This window comes from Shinella sp. GW821-FHT10F02, assembly GCF_058809275.1.
The window spans coordinates 1-25,538 of sequence record NZ_JBXASL010000011.1 but is presented as its reverse complement, the minus strand read 5'-3'; the positions used below and the strand labels follow the sequence as shown (position 1 = coordinate 25,538).

The 25,538-nt window shown below is 66.9% G+C and carries 24 protein-coding genes; 12 read left to right on the top strand and 12 right to left on the bottom strand.

Annotation, left to right across the window (positions count from 1 at the left end):
- Positions 1-1,554 carry an ABC transporter substrate-binding protein gene (locus tag AC1RWL_RS29040; protein ID WP_256119186.1) on the bottom strand — a complete coding sequence of 518 codons (1,554 nt, stop codon included), beginning with the start codon at positions 1,552-1,554 and terminating at the stop codon, positions 1-3.
- Positions 1,555-1,908: 354 nt separating this feature from the next.
- Between AC1RWL_RS29040 and AC1RWL_RS29035 the strand changes: the two genes are divergently transcribed.
- Both AC1RWL_RS29035 and AC1RWL_RS29030 read left to right on the top strand, forming a co-directional pair.
- Positions 1,909-2,943: a helix-turn-helix transcriptional regulator gene (locus AC1RWL_RS29035; protein ID WP_493096968.1), complete on the top strand. Its 1,035-nt coding sequence runs from the start codon at positions 1,909-1,911 to the stop codon at positions 2,941-2,943.
- Positions 2,944-3,152: 209 nt separating this feature from the next.
- Positions 3,153-3,872: a YopT-type cysteine protease domain-containing protein gene (locus AC1RWL_RS29030; RefSeq protein ID WP_439629399.1), complete on the top strand. Its 720-nt coding sequence runs from the start codon at positions 3,153-3,155 to the stop codon at positions 3,870-3,872.
- Between the two features lie 3 nt (positions 3,873-3,875).
- On the opposite strand, the gene AC1RWL_RS29025 is transcribed toward AC1RWL_RS29030, so the two are convergent.
- Together AC1RWL_RS29025 and AC1RWL_RS29020 are read right to left on the bottom strand one after the other, a co-directional pair.
- Positions 3,876-4,838 carry an ornithine cyclodeaminase family protein gene (locus tag AC1RWL_RS29025; RefSeq protein WP_493096969.1) on the bottom strand — a complete coding sequence of 321 codons (963 nt, stop codon included), beginning with the start codon at positions 4,836-4,838 and terminating at the stop codon, positions 3,876-3,878.
- Positions 4,835-5,443, bottom strand: coding sequence for a helix-turn-helix transcriptional regulator (locus AC1RWL_RS29020; protein ID WP_493096970.1), 609 nt, complete (start codon positions 5,441-5,443; stop codon positions 4,835-4,837). The genes AC1RWL_RS29025 and AC1RWL_RS29020 overlap by 4 nt, the downstream gene beginning before the upstream one ends.
- Positions 5,444-5,607: 164 nt before the next feature.
- Here AC1RWL_RS29020 and AC1RWL_RS29015 point away from each other — a divergent pair, with 164 nt between their 5' ends.
- Positions 5,608-6,567, top strand: coding sequence for a threonine/serine dehydratase (locus tag AC1RWL_RS29015; RefSeq protein WP_493096971.1), 960 nt, complete (start codon positions 5,608-5,610; stop codon positions 6,565-6,567).
- On the top strand, positions 6,567-7,742 hold the full coding sequence (locus AC1RWL_RS29010; RefSeq protein ID WP_493096972.1) for a M20 metallopeptidase family protein: 1,176 nt from the start codon (positions 6,567-6,569) through the stop codon (positions 7,740-7,742). Before AC1RWL_RS29015 ends, AC1RWL_RS29010 begins: the two co-directional genes overlap by 1 nt.
- 110 nt (positions 7,743-7,852) lie before the next feature.
- On the opposite strand, the gene AC1RWL_RS29005 is transcribed toward AC1RWL_RS29010, so the two are convergent.
- The 6 genes from AC1RWL_RS29005 to AC1RWL_RS28980 form a co-directional block, all read right to left on the bottom strand.
- A complete protein-coding gene (locus tag AC1RWL_RS29005) occupies positions 7,853-8,968 on the bottom strand; it encodes a branched-chain amino acid ABC transporter substrate-binding protein (RefSeq protein ID WP_493096973.1) in 1,116 nt (371 codons plus the stop codon).
- A 54-nt stretch (positions 8,969-9,022) separates the two neighbouring features.
- Positions 9,023-9,544: a hypothetical protein gene (locus AC1RWL_RS29000; protein ID WP_493096974.1), complete on the bottom strand. Its 522-nt coding sequence runs from the start codon at positions 9,542-9,544 to the stop codon at positions 9,023-9,025.
- Entirely contained in the window at positions 9,537-12,338 is a 2,802-nt protein-coding gene (locus AC1RWL_RS28995; protein ID WP_493096975.1) for a 2Fe-2S iron-sulfur cluster-binding protein, read from the bottom strand. Before AC1RWL_RS28995 ends, AC1RWL_RS29000 begins: the two co-directional genes overlap by 8 nt.
- Positions 12,319-12,603, bottom strand: a complete 285-nt coding sequence (locus AC1RWL_RS28990; RefSeq protein ID WP_493096976.1) for a sarcosine oxidase subunit delta — start codon at positions 12,601-12,603, stop codon at positions 12,319-12,321. The genes AC1RWL_RS28995 and AC1RWL_RS28990 overlap by 20 nt, the downstream gene beginning before the upstream one ends.
- Positions 12,604-12,702: 99 nt before the next feature.
- Positions 12,703-13,956 (bottom strand): sarcosine oxidase subunit beta family protein, encoded by a 1,254-nt coding sequence (locus AC1RWL_RS28985; RefSeq protein WP_493096977.1) that lies wholly within the window; start codon positions 13,954-13,956, stop codon positions 12,703-12,705.
- 250 nt (positions 13,957-14,206) lie between these two features.
- Positions 14,207-14,869, bottom strand: a complete 663-nt coding sequence (locus AC1RWL_RS28980; RefSeq protein WP_493096978.1) for a TetR/AcrR family transcriptional regulator — start codon at positions 14,867-14,869, stop codon at positions 14,207-14,209.
- A gap of 138 nt (positions 14,870-15,007) precedes the next feature.
- Between AC1RWL_RS28980 and AC1RWL_RS28975 the strand changes: the two genes are divergently transcribed.
- The 4 genes from AC1RWL_RS28975 (at position 15,008) to AC1RWL_RS28960 (ending at position 18,762) form a co-directional block, all read left to right on the top strand.
- Positions 15,008-15,517 (top strand): hypothetical protein, encoded by a 510-nt coding sequence (locus tag AC1RWL_RS28975; protein ID WP_493096979.1) that lies wholly within the window; start codon positions 15,008-15,010, stop codon positions 15,515-15,517.
- 69 nt (positions 15,518-15,586) lie between these two features.
- Complete coding sequence (locus tag AC1RWL_RS28970; protein ID WP_493096980.1) at positions 15,587-16,540, top strand: LysR substrate-binding domain-containing protein; 954 nt, start codon at positions 15,587-15,589, stop codon at positions 16,538-16,540.
- Positions 16,541-16,606: 66 nt separating this feature from the next.
- Positions 16,607-17,770, top strand: coding sequence for an adenosylhomocysteinase (locus AC1RWL_RS28965; protein ID WP_493096981.1), 1,164 nt, complete (start codon positions 16,607-16,609; stop codon positions 17,768-17,770).
- 8 nt (positions 17,771-17,778) lie between these two features.
- On the top strand, positions 17,779-18,762 hold the full coding sequence (locus AC1RWL_RS28960; RefSeq protein ID WP_493096982.1) for a Gfo/Idh/MocA family protein: 984 nt from the start codon (positions 17,779-17,781) through the stop codon (positions 18,760-18,762).
- Positions 18,763-18,766: 4 nt separating this feature from the next.
- Here the strand turns inward: AC1RWL_RS28960 and AC1RWL_RS28955 are convergent, their stop codons facing one another.
- Positions 18,767-19,825: an NAD(P)-dependent alcohol dehydrogenase gene (locus AC1RWL_RS28955; RefSeq protein ID WP_493096983.1), complete on the bottom strand. Its 1,059-nt coding sequence runs from the start codon at positions 19,823-19,825 to the stop codon at positions 18,767-18,769.
- A gap of 151 nt (positions 19,826-19,976) precedes the next feature.
- Here AC1RWL_RS28955 and AC1RWL_RS28950 point away from each other — a divergent pair, with 151 nt between their 5' ends.
- Complete coding sequence (locus AC1RWL_RS28950; RefSeq protein WP_493096984.1) at positions 19,977-20,912, top strand: AraC family transcriptional regulator; 936 nt, start codon at positions 19,977-19,979, stop codon at positions 20,910-20,912.
- An 8-nt stretch (positions 20,913-20,920) separates the two neighbouring features.
- Here AC1RWL_RS28950 and AC1RWL_RS28945 read toward each other — a convergent pair whose 3' ends face one another.
- Positions 20,921-21,853 (bottom strand): LysR family transcriptional regulator, encoded by a 933-nt coding sequence (locus tag AC1RWL_RS28945; protein WP_493096993.1) that lies wholly within the window; start codon positions 21,851-21,853, stop codon positions 20,921-20,923.
- An 82-nt stretch (positions 21,854-21,935) separates the two neighbouring features.
- Between AC1RWL_RS28945 and AC1RWL_RS28940 the strand changes: the two genes are divergently transcribed.
- From AC1RWL_RS28940 to AC1RWL_RS28930, 3 genes are all read left to right on the top strand, one after another.
- Positions 21,936-22,796, top strand: coding sequence for an NmrA family NAD(P)-binding protein (locus AC1RWL_RS28940; protein WP_493096985.1), 861 nt, complete (start codon positions 21,936-21,938; stop codon positions 22,794-22,796).
- Positions 22,797-22,899: 103 nt separating this feature from the next.
- Complete coding sequence (locus AC1RWL_RS28935) at positions 22,900-24,246, top strand: NAD(P)/FAD-dependent oxidoreductase (protein ID WP_493096986.1); 1,347 nt, start codon at positions 22,900-22,902, stop codon at positions 24,244-24,246.
- 32 nt (positions 24,247-24,278) lie between these two features.
- Positions 24,279-25,178, top strand: a complete 900-nt coding sequence (locus AC1RWL_RS28930) for a DMT family transporter (protein WP_256119166.1) — start codon at positions 24,279-24,281, stop codon at positions 25,176-25,178.
- A gap of 79 nt (positions 25,179-25,257) precedes the next feature.
- Here the strand turns inward: AC1RWL_RS28930 and AC1RWL_RS28925 are convergent.
- Positions 25,258-25,538: transposase (locus tag AC1RWL_RS28925; RefSeq protein ID WP_493096987.1), on the bottom strand; the 281-nt coding region annotated here is incomplete at its 5' end.

Genomic DNA, 25,538 nt, shown 5'->3' with positions numbered 1-25,538 from the left:
TTAGACCAGGTCCGCCTTGCTGAGATCGATGGGACCGTTCGGGAAGTAATAGGCACCCTGAAGGCCCTTCGCCGCGCCGTGGAAGTTGACGGCGGAAAACAGCGAGAAGCTCGGCGATTTCTGCGCCATCAGCGGGAAGACCTTTTCCTGAAGGATCTTCAGGCGCTCTTCCGGCGTCGCGGCACCCCGCTCCTCGTCGAGCACGGCGTCGATCTCCGGATCGTTGACGCCGGTGATGAGCGCCGCCTTCGAATGCCAGTTCGGGCGCAGCACCAGGTCGGGCTCCGGCGAGCCGGTCATCCAGCCCACGTCGCACATATGGCCCTGGCCCTGCCCGTCGGCGGCACGGTAGATCGCCTGTTCCCAGGCCGCCGGTTCCAGCACCGTCAGCTGCACGTTGAAGCCCTGCTCGGCCATCATCGCGGTGATGATCTCGCCATATTCCTTGGTCTTCGGGTAGAAGCCGATCGAGGTAATATATTCGAGCGGCGGCAGGCCCTCGCCGTTCGGGAAGCCGGCTTCCGCCAAAAGGCGCTGGCATTCCTCCGGGTCGTATTTCGGATAGGTCTCGATATCCTTGAAGCCGAACTTCATCGGCGAGATGAAGCAGCTCGTCGCCGAGGCGGCGTCGCCCATCAGCATGAGGATCTGCTCGCGGTCGATCGCATGGCAGGCGGCAAGCCGGATGCGCGGATCGTCGAAGGGCGCCTTGTTGCAGCGGAAGTGCAGGTACTTGTTCTCGGTGGAGAGGCCGCGATGCCCGACGATGGCGTCGTTGCCGGCGAGCGTGGCATATTGCTCGGGCTCCAGGCGCTCGGCGATCTGGTATTCGCCGTTCATCAGGCCGAGCAGGCGGGTATTGGCATCCGGCACATAGGCATAGACGATCTCGTCAATCTTCGGCCGGCCGCCGTAATAGGCGTCATTGGCCGCCAGCATGCTACGATCGCCGACCGTCTCGACATATTTGAAGGCATTGGTGCCGTTCGGACGCTTCTGCAGCGTCGCGGGATCGGCGACGTCCTTGGCCGACAGGATCGGCAGGAAGCTGGAGATGAACCAGTAGGCCGAGGCCGGATAGCCGTATTTGGCGGTGCTGAGGCGCACGGTCAGGCGGTCCACGACCTCGACATCGACGCGACCCGGATAGAAGGAGGCGGCCGGCCGTTCCGGGTTGGAGGCATATTCCATCGTCGCCTTGACGTCCTCGGCGCCGAAATCCTTGCCGTCATGGAACTTCACGCCGTCGCGCAGCTTGAATTCCAGCGTGTTGGCGTCGATGAGCTGCCAGCTCACCGCGAGATCCGGCTCCAGCTCGGGAACCTTGCCCTCCTCCATCTGGCAGCGGGTCAGATGGCTGAACACGAACTTTTCGAAGTTGGACTGGCCGAGCGTGGTGTGCGATGTCGGGTCCCAGTTCCCGGTCACCGGACCCATCGAGGCGAGGACCACGGTCTTCTTCGCCTGCGCTGCGGCAGGCCCGGCAATCGAGGCAAGGCCCGCCACCGCAACGGCAGCACCCGCACTCGCAAGCAATTCGCGACGTGTAATCATGGATAGGTTCCCTTTATCGTTGATCTGCCGGAGGAGAGCGGCGGCTTTCCCGACCGCCGTCCCCTTCCAATTGCAGCAACGTTAGCAGCCGCACGGCACTCCCGGCTTGACACCGCGTACGTCTTTTTTGTCGCAACGGCAGGATTGCAGCAACGGATTTGTGCAGGGCAGCAACCGGCGGTCGTGCCGTTACACCAGCACGGCAACCCGCCAACCGTCTTTTGTCGCCGCGTGCGGCAAAAGGCCTTGCGATTCGGCCGGGCACCGGCAATCATGATGAAAACATGACGAACGGGCTGCGCGAGGCGCCCGACGTCAAACCTCCCGAACTGCCAATGCGTCGAAGGGTTACGAATGGAACGCGTTATCGATCTGTCATCGCGTATCGACTATGAGATGCTTTTCGATCGGAAAACGGCGCAAACCTACTATGGCGTCGAGCCGGAGCCGGCCGGACGCTACTATGACGACGACCGCGGGATGGTGGTGCGCACCCATGTCGACGGCGGCCCATTCCGCCAGGACCTGATCCAGTTCGAGCCGGACGTGCTCGCCTTTGCCGGCTTCGGCAGTCCCTTCCCGCTGCCCAATGTGCGCCACCACGTCCAGACCGTCGGCGACGAGGACTGGATCCACTTCACCCTCTGTCTGGACTCTGCCATTTGCGAAAACGTGCTCGGGCAGGAAGTGGTCGAGCAGGAGCGCTACGAATGCACGATCACGCGCTATCCGGCGAAATCGGTGATCGACCGCATGTCGCGGCTCGACGGGCAATACAAGATCGCCTGTCTCTGGTTCAAGCCGGAGGCCTTGCTGAGAATGCTCGAAACGACGGAATCGCGCATTCCCGACGAACTCTTCTGGCTGAAGGCGGGGCGCGTGGACCGGGTCTATCACGCCTCGATACCGCTGACGACGCAGATGTACCATGCGGTCAACGACGTGCTGGCCTGCAATTTTTCCGGCGGCGTGCGCCGCGCCTTCGTGCGCTCCAAATATCTGGAACTGCTGTCGACCATCTACCAGTCGCTGGTCGACCAGGCCAACCAGAAACGCTCGTTCTGCGGCGACGGCGACCATCGCAAGGTCGAGGCGGTGGCGAGCTATCTCACGTCGAACCCCGCCTCGAAGGATTCGCTTGCCGATATCGCGCGGCGTGTCGGGATGAACCGCACCAAGCTCGTCACCACCTTCAAGGAGGTCTACGGCACCTCCGTCGAGGCCTACTGGCGCGACTGGCGCCTGCAGAAGGCGCGCGACCTGCTCGTCAACCGCCAGATGTCGGTGAGCGAGGTCGCCCAGCAGGTCGGCTATTCCGAAATCTCCGCCTTCACCCGCGCTTTCAGCAAACAGTTCGGCATCGCGCCGAAGAAATACCAGATGAAGTGAGGTCCTGGCCGAGGCGTTGAAACGCCGCTGCCAGCCCTCCCCGATTGTCCCCACAAGCCGCCGGGAAGAACCTGGTTACCATCGCATACAGGTTTTTGCTTTGCTGCCGTCAGCGCTCATTGTGCTGCGGGAGCGGGTGTGCAACCATTCGCGCGGAGCGTGCAGGGGCACGGCTATTCGGAAACTCAACGGCAACGGGGGAACTGAACATGGGTAAGAGCCCGACCAGTGACGCGCTTGATGCATTCGCCAAGACCGTGGGCGGCTTCAGGGCCTACGATTTCAGCCAGGCCAACGCCTTCAAGGTCATCGAGACGGACGATCCCAGCCAGGGCAAGATGTACAAGATGGTCCTGCGAAACGGCCAGCCGATGGGTGGCGTCTGCATGACCATGTGCGCCTTCTGGGTGGTGTTCCATGCCATGCAGGACAAGAAGGGCGGCAGCGCCTTCACCAAGGGACGGTCCGTCTGGGACTACCTGTTCAACGACGGCGGGCTGAACACGGGTGCGGCCACCAATATCGTCGTCGAGCACCACCAGTCGTCCGGCAACCAGCTCATCTATTTCGACAACTTCATGAAGAAGTTCGGCGTGCAGCTGCGCAACAAGTCGATATCGGGCGGGCAACTGCCGAACGTCTACATGCCGTTGACGGCCGGCACGACGGACCAGGCGGCAGCCCTGATCACCTCGGTCAACGGCTACAAGATGATCAGCCTGAAAAAGACCAATTCGGGCGCCGGCGGCGGGCATGCCGTCAGCGCCTGGTACGACGGTTCCGATGCGCTGTTCATGGATCCCAACTACGGCGAATTCTGGTTTCCCTCGAAAGCCGCCTTGACCACCTGGTTCAAGTTCTTCTGGGCCAAGACCTATTCCAAGAGCTACAAGAGCCTCCGTCCCCGCACCTATGTCGCAGCCGCCTGAGCTTCAGGGCGATGCCTGTTTCAGCGCTTGAAGAGCCGCGCGGACGATGGCGATATCCTGCGTCGCGACGCCCGTAAGGTCGGCGATCGTGATCTGCGTGTCGGCGGTCCGCCCCGGCTGCGATCCGTTGAGGATGGCGCCGAGTTCCGGGCATCCGGACGGGTCGAGCAGGCCGGCCGCGACCGCCGTCGCGATCTCGCCATGGTCGGCGCATTGCGCGCGGTGATCGATAGCGATCACTGCAGCGCGCGACAGGAGGTCGAGGTGCAGTTCCTGCTTGCCGGGGGCGTCGGCGCCGAGCGCTGTGATATGGGTGCCGGGCCGGATCCACTCAGCCATGACGATCGGCGCGGCCGACGGCGTCGTGGTGATGATCGCATCCGACGTTGCGCACAGCGCCGCAAGGTCCGGCTCTGCTTTGACCGGGAAGCCTTCGGCCGTCATCTCGCTGGCGAAGGTCGCCGCCCTGGCGCCGTCGCGGCCCCAGTTTCGGAAGGTGAGCGGATGCTGCGCGATGGCGGACAGCGCCCTGATCTGCTGGCGGGCCTGCGTGCCCGATCCGACGATCGCGATGGACCGGCTGTCGCGCCGGCAGAGCGCCAGCGTCGCGATGGCGCCGCCGAAACCGGTCCGGAGGTCGGTCAGCCAGCCCTCGTCATAGAGCGTGGCCACCACCTGGCCGGTTTCCGAGGAGATGGCGATCATCATGCCGTTGCTCGATGGCAGCCCGCGGCGCGGGTTGTCGTAGAAGCCGGAGGCGATCTTCACGACGAAGACATCGTCGCCCGCGATATAGCCGTATTTGATGTGGCAGTCGGCATTCTGCGCTTCGAGCCGCAGATAGCCGACCGGGGGGATGTTCGCCCGCCCGTCGACGATCGCGACATAGGCGTCGCGGATGGCATCGACGGCGAAGTCCGCAATCGGCAGGCGCTTGAGGTCGTCCAGCGTGAGGCTGATCATCATGCATTGCCTTCATTGAGATATTTGTAGACGGTGGCGCGGCCGAGCCCCAGCACACGGGAAATGTAGGGCGCCGAATTGCGCGCGGAAAACGCGCCGTCGGAGGAGAGCGCCACGACGAGTTCACGCTTCTGCTGGCGGGTCATGTCGGTGATGCGGATGCCGCGGGCATGGGTCCATTGCTGGATATATTCGTTGATCCGCTCGTGCCAGTCCTCCTTGAAGAGGCTTGCGGGCTTGGCCTTGTCCTCCGGCAGCCGGATCAGCGTCGAAAGCGTGCGCATCACCGAGTGGAAATCCGACAGGTCGACATTGATGCAGAGCACCGCGGCGGGTTTTCCGAGATGGTCCGCGAGCACGACGCTGATCGCCTTGATCGACCGGCCGTCCCAGTTCACCTTCTCGTAAGGCCCGATCAGGCGTTCGTCCGGCTGGAAATCGATCTCGTGCAGCAAAGACGGTTCTCCGATTTCCCGCTTGGAGAAATTGCCCGCCAGATAGACGACCGTCTCGGTCGCCAGATCATGCAGCACGACCTCGGCAAACGGCTGGAAGAGCAGGGCGACGGCGTCGCAGATCCGGGCGTAACTCTCAAGTTGCTGGTTCACGTCTTTGGCCTCACATTTCACCGCGACACTGCCATTCGTGGACAAATTTGTCCAGAATAGAAATTTCATCCACGCCGCTTGACTTTCCCCGAAAACGCCGCTCCTATCGTGGACGCATTGTGTTACATGGACATTCAGTCCACACCAGTTTGAGGGCGGCAGCCATGGAAACCACCACTGCAATCGATGCCATCCGGAACGCCGAAACGCGCATCCGGCCGTTCGTGCGGGAGACCTATCTCGAAGCCTCGCCCTATCTGTCGAAGACGATCGGCCTCGACGTGCATCTCAAGCTGGAAAACCTCCAGCATACGGGTTCGTTCAAGCTGCGGGGTGCGCTGAACAAGATCCTGTCGCTTGGGAGCGCCGCCGCGACCACGCGGGTCGTCACCGCCTCGTCGGGAAACCACGGGGCGGCCGTGGCCTTCGCGCTGAGGCAGGTCGGCGGCGAAGGCATCGTCTTCGTTCCGGAAAATGCCTCCGAGGCAAAGGTTGCCGCCATCCGCCGGCTCGGCGCGGAAGTGCGCTTCCACGGCACCGATTCCGCGGTCACGGAAGCCCATGCGCGGGCGTTCGCCGAGGCCGAAGGCGGCGTCTATGTGCCGCCCTATAACGATATCGACGTGATGGCCGGCCAAGGCACGCTCGGGGTGGAAATCCTGCGCCAACTGCCGGATGTGCGCACCGTCATCGCCTCCGTCGGCGGCGGCGGGCTGATCGCCGGCATCGCGACCTATCTCAAGGCCGCAGCCCCACAGGTGAAGATCGTCGGCTGCTCGCCGCAGGCCTCCCGCGTCATGGCCGCCTCGGTCGTGGCCGGGCGCGTGCTGGATCTCGATTCCGACGATACGCTTTCGGACGGCACGGCGGGCGGCGTGGAGCCGGACACCATCACCTTTGCGCCCTGCCGCGACCTGGTCGATCACTGGATCGACGTCTCCGAGGCGGAGATCGCGCGGGCGATGAAGCTTTTCGTCGAGCATCACCACATGCTCTGCGAGGGCGCCGCGGGCGTTGCCATCGCGGCCGCCATCAAGGCGGAGCGCGGCCTCATCGAAGGCCCGGTCGCGATCGTCGTCTGTGGCGGCAATGTCAGCATTCCGGTGCTGAAGGGCATCCTCTGATGTCCAACGCAACCGCCGCCGGCTTCCTCGCCACCGAACTGCCGCGCCTGACGGCGCTGCGCCAGAAACTCCATGCCATGCCGGAACTGTCCCGCCAGGAGATCGAGACCTCAAGGCTCGTCGCTGCGGAGCTGCGCGCGCTGGGGCTCGTCCCCCACGAGAATATCGGCGGCTATGGCGTGGTCGCCGAGATCGCCGGCAAGGCGGAGGGGCCGCCGGTAGCCCTTCGGGCGGACATGGATGCGCTGCCGATCCAGGAGGCGACGGGGCTCTCCTACGCGTCGCGCCATCCTGGCTGCATGCATGCCTGCGGGCATGACGGGCACACCGCAGCACTCCTGGGTGCCGCCGCCTATCTCGCCGCGACCCGGAATTTTGCCGGCCGCGTGCTGCTGGTGTTCCAGCCCGCCGAGGAACGTTATGGCGGCGCGCAGCCAATGCTGGACGACGGCCTGCTCGCGCGTTTTCCCTTCGACAGCATCTTCTCGTTCCACAACTGGCCGGGACTGGCCGAAGGCGCGGTCTCGGTCGCCGACGGCCCGGTCATGGCCGGTTCGAACGAATTCGAGGTGGTCTTCCGGGCCGATGGCGCGCACGGCGCGATGCCGCATTTGAGCGCCGACCCCATCCTCGCCGGCGGCTATTTCCTCACGGGCCTGCAACAGATCGTCTCGCGCACCGTCGATCCGCTGCAATCGGCCGTGGTCACGGTCGGCTCGTTCCATGCCGGCATGGCGCAGAACGTCATTCCCAAGGAAGCGCGGCTGCGCGGCACCTATCGCGGCTTCTCGCTCGACATGCTCGCCCATATCCGCACGCGGCTCGAAAACGCCGTGCGCGCCACCGCCGAGATGAGCGGCGTCACCGCCGAATTCACCCTCGACGGCCCCGACTTTCCCCCCGTCGTCAACAGCCCCCGCGAGGCACAGATCATGCGCGACGTCGCAACGACGCTGGGTTCGCAGCAGCTCACATCCTGCCCACCCTCGATGGCCGGCGACGATTTCGCCATCTTCCTCACCGAACGCCCCGGCGCCTACGCCTGGATCGGCAACGGCACCACCAGCGCCGGCCTGCACCAGCCGGAATACAACTTCAACGACGCCATCCTTACGACCGCAGCCGAACTGCTCGCCCGGACCGCCGAGGCAAGCCTTCAGACCAGGACTGCGTAAGCCGGAGGCCAACAGCAAGGCAGGGCGAGGTCACCTCCCGCTTCACGCAGGGGTGATGAACGAAAAGGCCTGGCAATTTGCCAGGCCCGGGTTTCGTATAAGGACAGCCCTTACTTGTTGATCGGTGCGTAGTTGCCGTCGTGCCAGCGGTTGATGTCGTAGCTGGCGTCCTTCAGGTCGCCCTTTTCGTCGAAGGTGATGGTGCCGACGACGGTGTCGATCGACTGGCCGTTCTTCAGCGCCTCGGCAACCTTGGTCGGGTCGTCCGAGCCGGCGCGCTCGATGCCCTGAGCGAAGGCCTGGATCACGGCGTAGGAGAAGAGCGTAAAGCCTTCCGGCTTGAAGCCGCCGGCGGAAATCTTTTCCACGGCTTCCTTTGCTTCGGGCTTGGCCTGCGGATCGGACGGGAAGACGAACAGCGTGCCTTCGCCGGCCGGGCCTGCGACCTGCCAGAATTCCGGCGAGGCGATGGAATCGGGCATGATCAGCTGGAACTTGTAGTTCTGCTCCGCCGCCTGGCGCAGGATGAGGCCGGCTTCGGGGTGATAGCCGCCGAAATAGACGACATCGACCTTGGCGTCCTTCAGCTTCGTGACGAGCGCGTTATAGTCCTTCTCGCCCGCATTGATGCCCTCGGCGAGCACTTCCTTCAGGCCGTTCTCGTTCATGGTGGCGCGCACCGCATCCGCCACGCCCTGGCCGTAAGCCGTCTTGTCATGCAGCACGGCGGCGTTCTTGCCGGCATATTCCTTGGCGATCCACGGGCCGATGAAGGCGCCCTGGGCGTCGTCGCGGGTGTAGAGGCGCATGATGTTGGTCCAGCCCTTGGCGGCCGCATCGTCCGTCATGACCGGGTTGGAGGAGGCCGGGCTCATCATCAGCGTGCCGTTTTCGGCATAGACCGCCGACGCCGGAATGCTGGAGCCCGAGCAGGCATGGCCGTCGACGAACTTGATGCCGCTCGCCGCGATCCGGTTGGCGACCGAGACGGCCTGCTTCGGGTCGCACTGGTCGTCCTCGAACTGGAGCTTGATCTGGCGCCCGAGCACGCCGCCCTTGGCATTGATGGCGTCCGCGGCGGCCTGCGCGCCCTGCTTGAACTGGTCGCCGATCGTGGCGAGCGGCCCGGTCAGCGGACCCGCCACGGCGAAGGTCAGGTCTTCCGCGCGGGCGGCACTACCCATGAGCAGGCCGATGGCCGTGCCGATAATCAGGATCTTCTTCATTCTCAACTCCCTCTTTGCAGCCGCACCAGCGCGGCTGCTCCTTCCAAAAAACACCTATCGCGCCGACAGCAGCGGCTGGCATTCGAACCATTCCCACAGATAGGCGGCAAGCCCCCGGTCGGCGTGGATGCGCAATGTCTGCGTGTCCTCGTGAAAATACACGACCGCCGTCACGCCGCAAAACGACAGGGCGGCGCACGGCCCCGGATTGTCGACATCGATCGTCGTCGCGCGCGCCAGGAGATCGCGGATGCCATCTCCCCGCGCCTCGAAGACCCGCAAGGCCGAGCCGGCGCCTGTCACGGCATATCCCGCATCGTGCCAGCCGTCATCGACGGGAATGCCGACCGCAAGGAGGCGGTCGCGGGCGAGGCGCACCGCATAGCGTGCGCCCGTGGCGAGGCCGAGCGCGCCGACATCCTTGCCGAGACCATGCCCGGCGAGGAAGCGGTCGAGGTCGCCACTGACGAGGCGTTGCGGCAGGCCGGTAACGGCGCGAAGCTGGATCGTGCGGCCCGCAAGGCGGGCGCTCGCCCAGTCCGGTTCGGGCCGCCACTTGCGGGAATTGTCAAGCATGGAGGCGGCCTCCTTCGGCGTCGAAGGCGCAGGCGGCGACGATGCGGGCGCGCCGCACCTCGCGCAAATGCTGCAACTCGATGATATCGCCCATGCGATCGAGGCCGCGCTCGATCAGCCCGAGCGCGATCGGCCGCTGGAGCGCGGGGCTGAAATAGCTCGACGTGACATAGCCGATGCTGCGCGGCGTGCCGGCCAAGTGCTGGATGCCATGCGCGCCGGTCGGCAGCACACCCGCGCCGTCGATCGCCTCCAACCCGACGAACTGCCGGCGGTCCGGGCGCGCGGCATCTTCAGTGACCAGGGAACGGCGGCCGATGAACTCGACCTTCTTCCTCTCCAGCGGCGCGGTAAGCCCAAAATCCATCGGCCGGCTCGTGCCGTCCGTGTCCTTGCCGATGACGATGTAGCCCTTCTCCGCGCGCAGCACCATCAGCGCCTCAAGACCCAGCAAGGTCGCGCCAAAAGCCTGCCCTTCCCGCCTCAGCCTTGACCAGAGAGAAGCGGCGTGGTCGGCCGGCACGGAGATTTCGTAGGAGCGTTCGCCGGTGAAGCTGACCCGGGCAATGCGCACCGCCTGCCCCTCGAAACGGCCCATGGCGACGGCCATGTGCGGCAGGGCGGCGTCGTCCAGGTCGAGGTCGATTGCTTCGAGAAGCGCGCGCGATTGCGGGCCGGTCACCGTCAGCGTCGCCATTTCGGCGGTCGCGTTGTGAATGAAGACGCGCCGGCGGTCGAAACGGTCCTGACGCCATTCCTCCAGCAGGGCATGCACGCCCGCCACATGCGAGGAGGAGCAGGAGACGACGAAGCGGTTTTCGTCGAGCCGCACCAGCACGCCGTCGTCGTAGATATTGCCCGCTTCCGAGAGGATGAAGCCGTAGCGGCAACGGCCGGGGGCGAGCGTCGACATGGTGTTGTAATAGATGAAATCGAGGAAGGACGCGGCGTCCGGCCCGATGACCTCGATCTTGCCGAGCGGCGAGCCGTCGAACAGCGCGACGCCCGTGCGCGCGGCTTTCGCCTCCGCCTGGATGCGGTCTTCCGGCGCACCATCCCCGTAAAAGGCCGGCCGCAGCCAGCCGCCATATTCGCGGAAGGTCGCGCCGTCCGCCCGGTGCTCGGATTCCAGCGGCAGGCGGCGGAGCGGGCTCATGCGCGTGCCGGAGCGCGCACCCGCGAAGGAGGCGAGCGGAACCGGCGTGAAGGGCGGGCGATAGGTCGTCGTGCCCACCTCGGGAATGCGTCGGCCCGTCAATTCGGCCACCAGCGCCAGGCCGTTGACATTCGAGGTCTTGCCCTGGTCGGTCGCCATGCCGAGCGTGGTGTAGCGCTTCAGGTGCTCGACGGAGACGAAATTTTCCCGCACGGCGAGCTCCACGTCCTTGGCCGTCACGTCGTTCTGGAGGTCGATCCAGACGCGCTCCTTCGCCCGCGCTTTCGGCCAGGCCGCGACGATGCCGAGGTCTTGGCCCGCGCCCTCCCCAAGCCCCGCCGGCAGCGAAAAGTCACCGGCGGCGGCCCCCACCACCTCGACGCCGTCCACCGGCCGGCCGGGCACGAAGGCGAGGATGTCGTCGCGCCAGTCGAGCTTGCCCTGCGCCTGGCAATAGAGGTGGACGGTCGGCGTGAAGCCGCCGGAGGCGAGCACCGCATCGGCCTCCAGCACGCTGCCGTCGGACAGCCGCACGGCGCTGACGGCGCCCCGGCCGCTGGCCTTGACGATGGTGCGGCCCGTGAGCACCCGCAGCCCCTCGGGCGACGGGGCATCGGCCCGGTAGTCGACGACCGTGACATCGGCACCGGCGGCCGAGAGCGCCTGCGCGGTCTCATAGGCCAGCCCGTTGTTCGTCGCCACCACGACCTGGCGCCCGGCGGCGACGCCGAAGCGCCGGAGATAGACGAGCGCGGCCTCGGCCGACATGATGCCAGGCAGGTCGTTGTTGCCGAAGGGCAGCGGCCGTTCGATGGCGCCCGTGGCAAGCACGATGGATTTCGCGCGAACCCGCCAGAGCCGGTCGGGCGCGCCGCCCTCGCCCTTCTGGTTCAGGCCGATAAGGTGGTGGTCATAGATACCGAAGGCCGTCGTGCCGGCCAGCACCAGCGCACCGGCCCGCTCCAGCTCCGCCACCACATCCGCGGCCCAGGCTGCGCCCGGTTTTCCTTCAATCGTCGCCGCGCGGAAGAGCAGGCTGCCGCCCGCCTGCCGGCCGTCGTCGCAGAGCACGACGCGCCGGCCGGCGCGCATGGCGTCGCGGGCCGCCGCAAGGCCTGCGGGGCCGGCACCGACCACCAGCACGTCGCAATGATGGTTGACCTGTTCGGCGAAGGCCGGCGCGCGCACCCTCTCGTCCAGCGTGCCGAGGCCCGCCATCTGGCGGATGCGCGGCTCGAACAGGTGCCAGTCGGGAAACATGAAGGTCTTGTAGTAGAAGGCGGCCGGGATGAAGCGGGCAAAGGCGTCGAGGAAGGCATGGCGATCCTTCTCCGCGCTCGGCTCGGCATTCACGCTGCGCGCTACGAGGCCATCGGCGGCGAGAACCTGCGTGGCGCGCGTGTTCGGCATGCCGCCCGCAATGTCGAGAAGCGCGTTCGGTTCCTCGACGCCGGCACCCCAGAGGCCGCGCGGACGATGATATTTGAAGCTGCGCCCGACGATCGAGACGCCGCTTGCGAGCAACGCCGAGGCGACCGTATCGCCCGCAAAGCCGGCGACGCTTCGCCCGTCGAAGGTGAAGCGCAGCGGCCGTGTCCGGTCGATGGCCGTGCCGCCCTCAGTGCGCCAAGCCGTCATCGCCGCCTCCTTCCAAAAGGGCGAAGGCCTGCGCCACGCCGTGATGCACCGTATCGCGCTCCATGCGGAACACTTCGCCGCAGGTCATGTGCATCCAGATTTCGCTGGCCGCGCCGCGCGGGTTGTTGCGCTCGTGCAGGTAGGCCGCCCATTCGCCATCCGTCACCGCGCGAAACCCCTCGGGTCGCCGGTTGCCGGCGTCACCGCCGAAGTGGAATTCGGTCTCGCTTCTCGGGCCGCAGAAGGGGCAGGGAAAAAGCTGCATGGCGGTCTCCTGGAGCATTTCCAGCCGGAGCGTCGCTTCGGCGTCGGACAATGCGGTACAAACAAAAATCTGGAGCAAGTCCGGTCCGCCGGATTTGCTCTAGTGCGCGATGCCGGAGCCGGCGGCTTCGTCGATCAGCCGCCCGCGCGCAAAGCGGTCGAGATCGAAGGGCCGGCTGACATCGTGGTGTTTTCCGGTGGCGAGCAGATGGGCGAGCAGCGTGCCGCCGGCCGGGATCGCCTTGAAGCCGCCCGTTCCCCAGCCGCAATTGAGGAAGAGCCCCGGCAGGGGGCTTTCGCCGAGGATGGGCGAGGAATCCGGCGTGACATCGACGATGCCGGCCCATTGCCGCATCAGCCGCAATTGCCGGAAGCTCGGGAACATTTCGAGCAGGCCCGACACGACGCCTTCCAGCATCGGCAGGTTGCCGCGCTGGCCATAGGAGGGGACGCGGTCGAGCGCGCCGCCGATAACCAGTTCGCCCTTGTCGGACTGGCTGGCATAGGTGCCGGTTCCCGGCGACAGCACGACGGTGTCGAGCACCGGCTTGATCGGCTCGGAAACGCAGGCCTGCAACGCATAGGAGGTGATCGGCAGGCGGAAGCCGGCCTTGGCCGCGAGATGCGAGGAATGACCGGCGACGACCATGGCGGTGCGCTCGGCGCGGATCTCGCCGCGGCTGGTTTTCACGCCGCGGCAGCGCCCGCCCTCGACAAGGAATTCTTCCACCTCGCAGGACTGGATGATATCGACCCCCAGCCGGTCGGCGGCGCGGGCATAGCCCCAGGCGACGGCATCGTGCCGCGCCGTGCCGGCCCTGCCCTGCCAGACCCCGCCGAAAACCGGATAGCGCGCCTCGGGCGAAAAATTCAGGAGCGGCAGCACGCGGCGCACCTCGTCCACGCCGAACAGTTCGGCATCCGTGCCGTTGATCTGCATGGCGTTGACGGTGCGCGCCGCCATCTCCATCTCCGCCTCGCTGTGGGCGAGCGTGACGATGCCGCGCTGGGACAGCATGATATTGTAGTTGAGGTCGCGGCCGAGCGTCTCGTAGAGCCGCAGTGCCAGGTCGTAGAGCGCCGTGCTTTCGGGGAAGAAATAGTTGGAGCGGACCACCGTCGTGTTGCGCCCGGTATTGCCGCCGCCGAGCCAGCCCTTTTCGATGACCGCGATGTTGCGGATATTGTGCACTTTGGCGAGGTAATAGGCCGTCGCCAGCCCATGCCCGCCGCCGCCGATGATGAGGATGTCGTAGCGCGGTTTCGGCTCCGGCGAGCGCCAGGCCTGCTGCCATCCCTGCTGGCTTCTCAGGCCTTCCTTCAGCAGCGAGAGGGCCGAATAATGCCGCGTCATCGCGCGGCGCCCTTGCCCGCATGCGCCAGCGCGCAACGGCAAACCGGGAAGGCTGAGTGCTGCTTCATGCGCTGCCCCTGCATGGCGGAACCGGCCTTCAAGGCCGCGTTTTTGATTGATCCCACGGTCTCAATAAAACATCTGGACACTGATGTCCAGAAGAGTGCGACGGGCTGCAACGGTCGAAAGCGCGTTCGCCGCCATCACTGACGGGTGGGAAGGATTTGCGGCCGTACAGGCCTGTCCATTGTCAACCGTCGGGCTGCACGCGCAGCACCAGGCTTTCGAAAGCCTCGACCTCGTCGTCCGGCGCCTCGCGCCCGGTGAAACTGAGGAGATAGGGCCGCAGGAGCCGCAGCCGCATGTCGCGGTCGTCGCGCATGCCGAGCGTGTAGTGGCCGATCTGCGTGAAATACAGCACCCGGGCGCGGATGAAGGCTTCCTGCTGCGGATAATCGTAGCGCAGGAACATGCGCGCCACGGCATCGACGCGCTGGTCGTCCGCCTGGTCGACGACGCTGCGCACGGCCGCATCCACCTGCCCCCAGGATCGGACCGCCGCGTCCAGCCGCGGATCGAACAGCGCAGGGTCCACCCAGCATTCGAAGATGTGGCACACGGCCTTCGTCACCGTTTGCGCGGGGCGAAGGGCGCGCTCGATGATCGGGCTGGTGTTCTTGCGCAGCCAATAGTCCAGCAGTTCCCGGTGCAGTTCCTGCAGATCGGCGAAGAACCAGTAGAAACTCGACCGCGACACCGCGAGCGTCTTGGCCATCACCTGGATCTTCACATTGGCGATGCCTTCCGCGGCGAGCGCCTCGATGCCCGCCTCGATCCAGGCCTCCCGCGTCATGCGGCCGGTCGTCTGCTTCGCGGCGCCGGCTCTTGCGCCCGGGGGCTTCTTCTCATTCACGATGTCGTCTCACCCGGTTTCGCCGCTCCATGCGGGCTTATGTTGCGCAATGCCGGACGGGATATCAAGTTCGGGGGAACTTCGCGGGGTCTCTGGCGGTTACGCCAGCAGCCTTACTCCGGTTTTGGGAGAAACATCATGAATCGCATCATTCCGGCCATGCTGGCCTGCTGTGCGCCGATATTGCTCTCCACGGGCGCGAATGCCAGCGAAGAACAGTTCCTGGGCGGCCTTGAGGGCCAGTATGCCGGCCAGGGCCAGGTGCGCCTGCGCACCAACAAGGAGCCGATCAACGTCGATTGCACCTTCACCTCGACGGCATCGGGCAATTCGCTGTCGCTCAAGGGGCGCTGCCGCGGCCTGCTCGTTGTGTCGAGGGCGGTCGGCGTCGACCTGAAGATTTTCGGCGGCGCCTATCGCGGCTCCTATATCGGCGCAGGCTCCGGGCCGGCATCGCTGTCCGGCAAGCGCCGGGGCGATACGCTGAACCTCGCCATCGGCTGGGCCAAGGAGGTGAACGGCGACCGGCGCGCAAGCCTCTCCGTGGCGAAAGCCGGCAATGACGGCCTGACCCTCACGACCACCGACCGCGACCCCGCCTCGGGCAAGACGGTGACGACGAGCCGGATCACGCTCCAGCGCCAGTAGCGAAAATCGCTTCTGCCCGCGCGCCGGCCATGGCAAAGACTCCTGAAGCTTTGCGAAGGAGAGGCAACCATGGCTGCGAAGGACGCCCCGTCCCTGCCGGGAGGCAGACCGCGCGCGGCGACAGCCCTGCCGCTCAATGCCCTGCGCGCCTTCGATGCGGTGGCGCGGCGCGGCAGCCTGCGGGCCGCGGCGGAAGAGCTGCGCGTCGTGCCCGGCGCCGTGCGCCAGCAGATGGCGAGCCTGGAGGACAGCCTCGGCGTCGCCCTGCTCAGCCGCGAGGGCGGACGGGTGGCGCTCACCCATGCCGGCCGGCGTTTCGCCGACGCCGTCGCCGTTGCCCTCGATATTCTCACACGCGCGGCCGATGAGATCACGGATGCGGAGCGGCGCCGGCGCATCCGCCTCGGTGCCCCCATGCCGCTCGCCGCGAACTGGCTAATCCCGCGCCTGCCGCGGCTGATGGCCGACCTGCCGGCGCTGGAAATCGACATCATCCCCGTCGACGTCGCCTTCACGCTGGCCGACCGGCCCGACCTCGACGCGCTGATCGTCGGCGGCGAATACCGGCCGCTGCCCGATATCGCCGCCTTCGGCTTCATGAAGGACGAGTTCGGCCTTGTCGGAACGCCGGCCGAGGCGGCCAAGCTGCAAAGCGCGGTGGACGGCGGCGAGGCGTCGGCCGCCGTCGCCATCGTCGCGCGCGATGTCGCATACCTCCTCGACGACTGGTTCCGCGAAAGCGGCACGCCGCCCCTGCGGTTCCACAAGCGCTTCGAGACCGAGACGCTGGAGCTTGCCATCGCCGCCGCGAAAGCGGGGCTCGGCATCGTCGCAGCACCCGGCGCCTCCATCGAGCGCGAACTGGCGGAAGGCGCGCTCGTCGCGCCGCTCGGCTTCGTCGCCCGGCCCGTCGGCTACCGCCTGTGCTGCCGCGCCATGGACGCCGAGGGCAAGGCGATCCTCGCGCTCCGGGCCTGGCTGACGCGGGAGGGCGCAGGAAAACTGCCCGGCAGCGCAGAATAATGTCCCTGCCGCCGGGCGGGCGGAAAGTTCTATCTGGATCGAACCACGAGACCGGATAGGGGAAACATGCAACAGGACCCGCAATTTTCGCGCATCGACTGGGTGGCATCGGGCTGCCGCCTGCTCCGCGGCATCGCGGCCGAGTTTGCGCAAACGCAGCCCTTTGCCGGCCTGACGATCGGCACCGCCATCCACCTGGAGCCGAAGACCGCCGCGCTGCTCCTGACGCTGAAGGCCGGTGGCGCGCGGGTGGTTGCGACCGGCAACCTCAACAGCACCCAGCCGGCGACCGCCGCCTTCCTCGCGGACAATGGCATCGCCATCATCGGCGAGCAGACCCGCAATGCCGGCGCGCATCACGGTTTCATCGATGCGCTTCTCGACGAAAAGCCCGACCTGCTGCTCGACAATGGCGGCGATCTCTTCGCGCGCTTCCTCGAACGCCCCTATGACGGGTTGATCGGCGGCACGGAGGAGACCACCTCCGGCCGCACGCGGCTGGCGCCGCTGCGCGAAAGGCTGGCGCGGCCGATCCTCGTCATCAACGACAGCCCCATCAAGCAATTTGCCGAAAACCGCCATGGCGTCGGCCAGAGCCTGTTCGAAAGCTTCCTGCGCTTCACCAACCGCTCGACAAACGGCAAGCGCGTGCTCGTCTTCGGCTACGGCGCCTGCGGCAAGGGCACCGCCGCCTGCTTCCGCCAGGGCTACAGCGCCGTCAGCGTCGTCGATATCGATCCGGTGACGACGCTGGAGGCCCATCTCGACGGGTTTTCCACACCGCATCGGGCAGATGCCATCCGCGCGGCCGACGTGATCGTCACCGTCACCGGCCATCCGGGCATCGTCACCGCCGCCGACCTGCCGCTGTTGAAGGACGGCGTCATCCTGATGAACGGCGGCCATTTTCCGCACGAGATCGACCGCGACGGCCTCGTCGCAGATCCCGCGGTCGCCGCGGTGGCATCGTCGCCCGAAGACGGCATCGAGACGATTATCCTTGCGGACGGCCGACGCATCCACCTGCTTGCGGCCGGGCACATGGCCAATCTCGCCGGCCCGCGCCCGCTCGGCAACAGCATCGAGGCGATGGATCTGGGCTTTGCCATGCAGGCCCGCTGCCTGGAGCGGGTGGCAGGCCGCACGCTGGGCGCAGACGCCTGCCTCGTGCCCGTGCCCGCCGATATCGACCGCGCCGTGGCAAGCGCCTTCCTCGATCTCAACCGATAGGAGCGACCATGCTGCGCTGGGGCATTCTGGGCACGAGCTTCATTTCCGACACCATGGCCGGCGCGATTGCGAAAAGCCCGGCCTCGCGCATCCAGGCCGTCGCCGGACGCGACGAAGGCCGGCTTGCCGCCTTCGCCGCCCGCCACGGCGTCACCCGCACCTACCGCGACATCACGGCGCTGCTCGCCGATCCCGACGTGGATGCCGTCTATGTCGGCCTGCCGAACCATGTGCACCACGAGGCGGTCATTGCCGCCGCCAAGGCCGGCAAGGCGGTGCTGTGCGAAAAATCGCTGACCACCACGCTTGCCGATGCGCAGGCACTGGCAGGCGCGGTGGAGGATAGCGGCATCTTCTTCATGGAAGGGCTGATGTATCTCTCCCACCCGCTGACGGCGCGGCTGGGCGAGATCCTCGCCTCCGGCCGGCTCGGTGCGCTGCGCGCCATTACCGGCTTCTACGCCGCCGATATCTGGCGCGTCGCCAATCCGGCCGGGCGCGGCACGCTCTTCAATCTCGGCTGTTATCCGGTCTCGCTGCTGCATTTCGTGGTGCAGGCCGCCTGCGGACCACAAGCCTTCGCCGCCCGGCAAGTGACGGGCTTGGGCAACGCTGCTCCGAACGGCAACCTTATCGATGCGGCGCTGACCGCGCGCTTCTCAAACGGCGTGCTGGCCAGCCTGCAATGCAGCGACGGTTATGGGCTGACCCACGATTTCGCCGTGCATGGCGAGAAGGCGAGCCTGCGCCTGCCGGCCAATCCCTGGCTGCCGCAGGCCGGGCCTTCGCGGATCGAAATCCGCGACCACGACGGCACTGTCGAGGAGATCATCGTCGAGGCCGATGGCGATGCCTTCGACTACCAGCTCCGCACGGTCGAAGCCTGCCTTGCCGATGGAGCGACGCGGCCACCCCGCCCGGCGCCGCGCCTATCCGATTCGCTGGAAATTCTGTCGATGCTTGTCGACTGGGAGCAGCATTGCCGGGCGTGAAGGCCTATTCCACGGCGAGCGATGCCATGTCGATGACGAAGCGGTAGCGGACGTCGCCGTGCTCCAGCCGGTCGAAGGCGTCGTTGACCTCGTGCATCTCGATGATCTCGCAATCGGGCAGGATCTGCTTCCTGGCGCAGAAATCGAGCATTTCCTGCGTCTCGGCGATGCCGCCCGAGGGCGAACCGGTGATGCGCCGGCGCCCGGTGATGAGCGGCAGGGAGCTGAAGCCCTTCATGGTATCGAGCGCCCCCACGATCACCAGCACGCCCTCCACATCCAGGAGGTCGATATAGGGCGACATGTCGTGGCCGACGGGCACCGTGTCGATGATGACGTCGAAGGACGATGCCGCGGCCGCCATGGCGTCGGGCGCGGTCGAGATCAGCACGCTGTCGGCCCCGAGCGCTTGCGCTTCCTCGCCCTTCGCCGCCGAGCGCGTGATGACGGTAACGCTGGCGCCGAGGGCTGCGGCAAAGCGGACGGCGAGATGGCCGAGGCCGCCGATCCCGACGACGCCGACCCGGCTGCCCGGGCCGACATTCCACAGCCGCAACGGCGAATAGACGGTGATGCCGGCGCAAAGCAGCGGCGCGACGCGGGCGGCATCCAGCCCGTCCGGCAGCTTGAGCACGAAATTGTCGCGCACGATCATATGTTTCGAAAAGCCGCCATAGGTCATGCTGCGGTCGATCCGGTCCGCCCCGCCATAGGTGAGCGTCGGCCCCTGGCGGCACATCTGCTCCTCGTTCCGGCGGCATTGGTCGCAATGCTGGCAGCTGTCGATGATGGTGCCGACGGCGACGAGGTCGCTGACGGCATGGCGCGTGACGTCCTTGCCCACCTCGACGACGCGCCCGACGATCTCATGGCCGGGAACGGTCGGGTAGCTCGTCGGAAACCAGTCCTTCCAGAGGTTCTTGGCGATATGCAGGTCCGTGTGGCAGATGCCGCAATAGAGCACCTCGACCGCCACGTCGTTGTCGCGCAGCTCGCGCCGGGCGAAGGAGAAGGGGGCAAGGGGTGTGTCCGCGTCGTAGGCGGCGTATCCGGTCGTTTGCATGGGGAGGTTCCGTTCACATTCGGGAAGATGGGGAGAAGCTAGCCGCAGCCTGCCCGCCGCGGTAGCTCAATCCTTCCGGATTGTTGCCCAATCCTCTTGCCCGCCGCCCGGCCGCTTGCTGCCGGGCGGGTGCGACGCTACTCTGCCCGCCATGTTGCGCCCCGACGACAAGAAACACAGCCCGGCCGGCCATCCCGACGAGAGGGCGATCGCGCGCGCCCGGCTGGCCGACCGCATCCTGCATGATCTCGCCGGCGCGGACGACCGCCAGTCCGCCGTTCCCGGCCTGTCCTTCTATCGCCGCGGCTCGGCCTGCGACCCCGCGTCGGCCTTCTACGAGCCCAGCCTCTCGCTCGTCGTGCAGGGGCGCAAGCGCGTGATGGTGGGCGCGAATGTCTATGAGTACGATGCCTGCCGGTTCATGCTGACCTCCGTCGACCTGCCGACGATCGCGCAGGTGCTCGACGGCAGCGAGGCGCATCCGTTCCTGTCGCTCATGCTGAAGCTCGACCTTGCGGCGGTGCAGGCGGTCGGCGCCGAGATCGACCTGGAGGGCATCGCCACAAGCGATGCCGGCACCGGCATGACGATCGGCATGGTGACGGCCGGCCTGCTCGACGCGATCCTGCGGCTGGCGGCCCTTGCGGATGTGCCGCGTGACATCCCAATCCTCGGCCGCATGGTGCTGCGCGAGGTGATCTACCACCTGCTCGTCGGGCCGGCGGGCGGGCAGCTTCGCCAGATCGCGCGGCATGGCACGCAGCACAACCGGATCGCGGGCATCATCAGCTGGCTGCGCGCGCATTATGCCGAACCGGCCTCGATCGAGGTTCTGGCGGATATGGCCGGCATGGGCGTGTCGACCTTCTACCACCATTTCAACGCCATCACGCGCATGAGCCCGCTGCAGTACCAGAAGCAGATCCGGCTGCACGAGGCGCGCCGCCTTCTCCTGACCGAGCGGCTCGATGCCGGCACCACGGCCTTCCGCGTCGGCTATGAAAGCGTCACCCAGTTCAGCCGCGAATACAGGCGGCTGTTCGGCAATCCGCCGATCCGCGACATCGCGCTCCTGCAAGGCCGCTGAACCGGTCCCTACCCTCCGGCCCCGTTCCCCGAAGCCATATCCGCCGCCGCCGCGACGATGGCGCGCCGCAGCCATATGTGGCGCGGCGCATCCTGCTGGCGCGCGTGCCAGGCGAGGCTCATCGTGAAGCGGCCAAGATCGAGCGGCGGCGGGAGCGAGATGAAGCGCCCCATGGTGGCGGCCGCGCGTGCGAGGCTCGACGGCAGCGTCATGACGAGGTCGGAGCGGGCGGCGATCTCGACGGCGGCGAGGAAGTTCGGCACGCGCAGCTTCACCCGCCGCGTCCGTCCCAGCCGCGCCAGCGCCTCGTCCACCGGCGCAGGCCCGACGCCGGTGACGCTCACCACGATGTGCTCAAGGGCGAGAAAGCGGTCGAGCGTGAGGGGTTCGGCAAGGGCCGGGTGCTGCGCCCGCATCAGCGTCACGAGTTCCTCGTCATAGAGGCCGCGCCGCTGGATGCCGGCCGGCGCGTCCTCGACCAGCGCCACCATGGCCTCCGCCGCCCCCTGCTCCAGCGCCTCGAAACCGTTGGTGCCGGGCGCGACGATATCGACGTCGAGGGAGGGCGCCTCGCGGGCGAGGCGGGCGAGCAGGTGCGGTGCCAGCGCGGTCGCCTGGAGATCGGCCATGAGAAGCCGGATGCGGCCCGTCGCGCTCGCAGGCTCGAACGCATTCGCCGCCAGCATTTCCCCCACGCCCGCCAGAATCCTTTGCAGCAGCGGGCGCATCTCCTCGGCGCGGGCGCTGAGGACATAGCCGCCCGGCCCTTCGACCAGCAGCGCATCGGAAAACAGCGCACGCAACCGCCCGAGCGCGCGGCTTGCGGCCGGCTGGCTCATGCCAAGCCGGTGGGCGGCGCGCGTGACGTTCCTCTCGTCGAGCAGCGCTTCCAGCGCCACCAGCAGGTTGAGATCGATCCGGCGTAAATCCACTTGGTGCATGGTGACTATATATACCATGCATTGGACGCATGGAAATGCCGCGCTTAAGCTTTCCTCCATCCAACAACCGAAGGAGGCAAACATGTATGTCGTGCTGGGAGCAAACGGACGGGCCGGCGGCGAGACCGCCCGCGCCCTCATCGACCGCGGCGAGGCCGTGCGCGTCGTCCTGCGGCAGGCGGAACAGGGCGAAAAATGGCGGGCGCTCGGCGCCGAGGTGGCCGTCGCGCATATCGAGGATGCCGATGCGCTGGCGGAAGCGTTGCAGGGTGCGGCGGGTGCGTTCCTGCTCAATCCGCCGCCGATGAGCGGCGATCCCTTTGCGCGCACGGAGGAACTCGGCGCGGCGCTGACCGAGGCAGCACGGCGGGCGCATCTGCCCAAGGCGGTCATCCTGTCGTCCATCGGCGCGCAGCATGCCGCCGGCACCGGCATCATCGCCACCCTCAACCGGTTCGAGACGCTGCTGGACGGCGCCGCGCCGGCGACCGCCTTCCTGCGCTCGGGCTATTTCGTCGAGACCTGGAGCGAGGTGGCGGGTGCGGCCCTGTCCGAAGGCGTGCTGCCCTCCTTCCTTGACCCCGCCCAGAAGATCGCCATGGTCAGCACGATCGATGTCGGGCGCACCGCCGCGGCCCTGCTCGGCGAAGACTGGACCGGCAAGCGCGTGGTGGAAATCGCCGGGCCGCAGGACTGGAGCGCCGGCGACGTGGCCGCGGCCTTCGCGCAGGCTCTCGGCCGCCCGGTGGTGCCGGCGCTGGTTCCCCCCGAGCGCCGCGCCGCGCTGCTGGCCGAGGAGGGCGTGCCCGGCGCGGTGGCACGCGCGCTCATCGACATGTATGACGGCATCGCCAAGGGCCTGTTCCTGCATGAGGCCGGCACCGAACACCGCCGCGGCATGATCGCGCTTTCGACGGCGGTCGAGCGCATCGTCCCACCGTGACCGGCAGCATTCCGGGGCGCGAATCCGAGCGGAAGCCAGTAGTTTGGCGGCGGTTTATCTGGTACTGCCAAGGCAGCGACTCTCCTGCCCCAGAATGCATCCCGTGCTCACCTTTCCCTTCTCCCTGGCCGATCCCATCCGCTATCCCGGGCCGCCGCCGCAGGCGTCCGATGTGGTCATCATCGGCGGCGGCGTCATCGGCGTCACCACCGCGCTCTTCCTGGCCAAGCGGAACATATCCGTCACGCTGGTGGAAAAGGGACGCATCGCCGCCGAGCAGTCGTCGCGAAACTGGGGCTGGATCCGCAAGCAGGGCCGCGATGCGGACGAGCTTCCGATCGTCATCGAGGCCTGCCGCCTCTGGCGGGCGCTGGCCGAGGAAAGCGGCGAGGATATCGGCCTGAACCGGACGGGTGTGACCTATCTCGCCCGGTCGCAAAAGGACCTCGCCGGCTTCGACGCCTTCATGAAGATCGCCGCCGAGCACGACCTCGACACCCGCCTCATCGATGGGGACGAGACCGCCAGCCTCTTCGAGGGCGCCGCACGCCGCTATGCCGGCGCGATGGTCACGCCCTCCGACATGCGCGCCGAGCCGTGGATCGCCGTGCCGGCGCTCGCCCGCCTTGCCGTGCGCCACGGCGTCAGGATCGTGGAAAACTGCGCCGCACGCGCGCTGGAGCTTTCGGCCGGCCGGGTCAGCGGCGTGTGGACGGAGGCGGGCCTCATCGCAACGTCCAGCGTGCTGGTCGCGGGCGGCGCGTGGTCGTCGCTCTTCCTGCGCAAGCACGGCATTTCCATTCCGCAGCTCAGCGTGCGCGCCACCGTGGCCGCCACCGGGCCGCTGCCGGAGATCCATGCGGGTGCGGCGGCCGATGCGCAAATCGCCTTCCGGCGCCGGCAGGATGGCGGTTACACGCTGGCACCGGGCGGCAGCAGCCAGCTCGCGCTTGGCCCGGACGCCTTTCGGCATGCGCCAAAATATCTCCCCGTCCTGAAGGCCAATCCGCTCGGCATGCGCTATCGCTTCGCCGCGCCGACGGCGTTTCCGGACGGCTGGACGACGCCGCGCGACTGGACGCCGGACGGCCCGAGCCCCTTCGAGGCGATGCGGGTCCTTAATCCCGCGCCGGAAAACGCCCGCCTCCACGCGATCGAACGCGACTTCCAGGCGCTTTTCCCGCAGATCGGGCCGGTTTCGCTGCGCACGACCTGGGCGGGCATGATCGATGCCATGCCGGATGTCGTGCCTATCGTCGACCGCGCGCAGGCCATCGACGGCCTCTTCGTGGCGACCGGCATGAGCGGCCATGGTTTCGGCATCGGGCCGGGCATCGGGCGCGTCGTCGCGGATCTCATCCAGGGCAACGATCCCGGCCATCGTCTCCACCGTTTCCGGCTGGCGCGCTTCAGCGATGGAAGCGCCATTCGGCCTGGCCCCGGGCTTTGACGGGCAAAAAGGCATGACATCTTGAGGCCATCATGAGTTCCGGACTGATCGACACGAAACCGCTGGCCGGCATTGCGCTGGCCTCGGCCGGCTATGCCTGTTTCGCCATGCAGGATGCGCTGGTGAAATGGATGGTGGCGACCTACGAGGTTCCGCAGATCCTGTTCGTGCGAAGCCTCGTCATCGTGCTGGTCTCCGGCGTGCTGATCCGCGTCTACCGCCACCCCTCGATCCTGAAGAGCCCCTATCGCGGAACCGTCGTGCTGCGCGCCGCGCTGATGCTCGTCGCCTGGCTGCTCTACTACAATGCCGCGCGCTATCTGGGTCTCGCGGAACTCACCACGCTCTATTTCTCCGCGCCGATCATCACGGTGTTCCTGTCGATCCTCGTGCTCAAGGAGGCGGTGGGCGCCGGCCGCTGGATCGCCTGCGTCGGCGGTTTCGTCGGCGTCATCATCGCGGCCAACCCGTCCCATTCGCCCAACCTCATCCCCGCCGCCATGTGCCTCGTCGCGGGCTTCTGCTGGGCCTGGAGCACCATCCTCATCCGCCTCGTCAGCCGCAGCGAGAGCACGCTCACGCAGATGTTCGCGACCAGCCTGCTCTTCGGCATCGCCTGTGCGGCCACCTTCCCCTGGATGTGGAAGACGCCAGATGCGGAAGGGTGGATGCTGATGTTCGCGCTCGGCCTCGTGGCGACGCTCGGGCAGTTCCTGCTCTACGAGGGTTTTCGCTACGCGCCGGCCTCCGCGCTGGCGCCGGTCGAATATACCGGCCTGATCTGGGCCTTCGTCTACGGCTATGCCATCTGGGCGGAAATCCCAGCCCTCAACGTCTTCATCGGCGCCTTCCTCATCGTCGCCGCCAGCATGGTCCTCGTTATCTGGGAGCGCCGCGTCGCGCTGTCGCCGCGGAACATCGCCTCACCCTGAGCGCCAGGGCTATCGCATATGGAATTCGACTTTGCCGTTTTCCCCTTCTCCCCCGCGGGGAGAGCGACTGTCTTGTCAGTCAAGCGCTTTTCCATGGTTTGCTGTCGCGGATGATGGCGTTGAGGATGGTGAGGAGCTTTCGCATTGTCGCGACGATGGCGACGATCTTCGGCTTTCCGGCTTCAACGAGACGATCGCGGAACGCTTTGAGGACCGGGTTGTGACGGGCCGCAACGAGGGCAGCCATGAACAGCACGGCCCGAACCTTGCCGCGCCCGCCGCTGATGAAGCTCTTGCCGCGCCACTTGCCCGATTGCCGCGTGAAGGGAGCCAGTCCCGCCAGTGAGGCGATCTGACGCC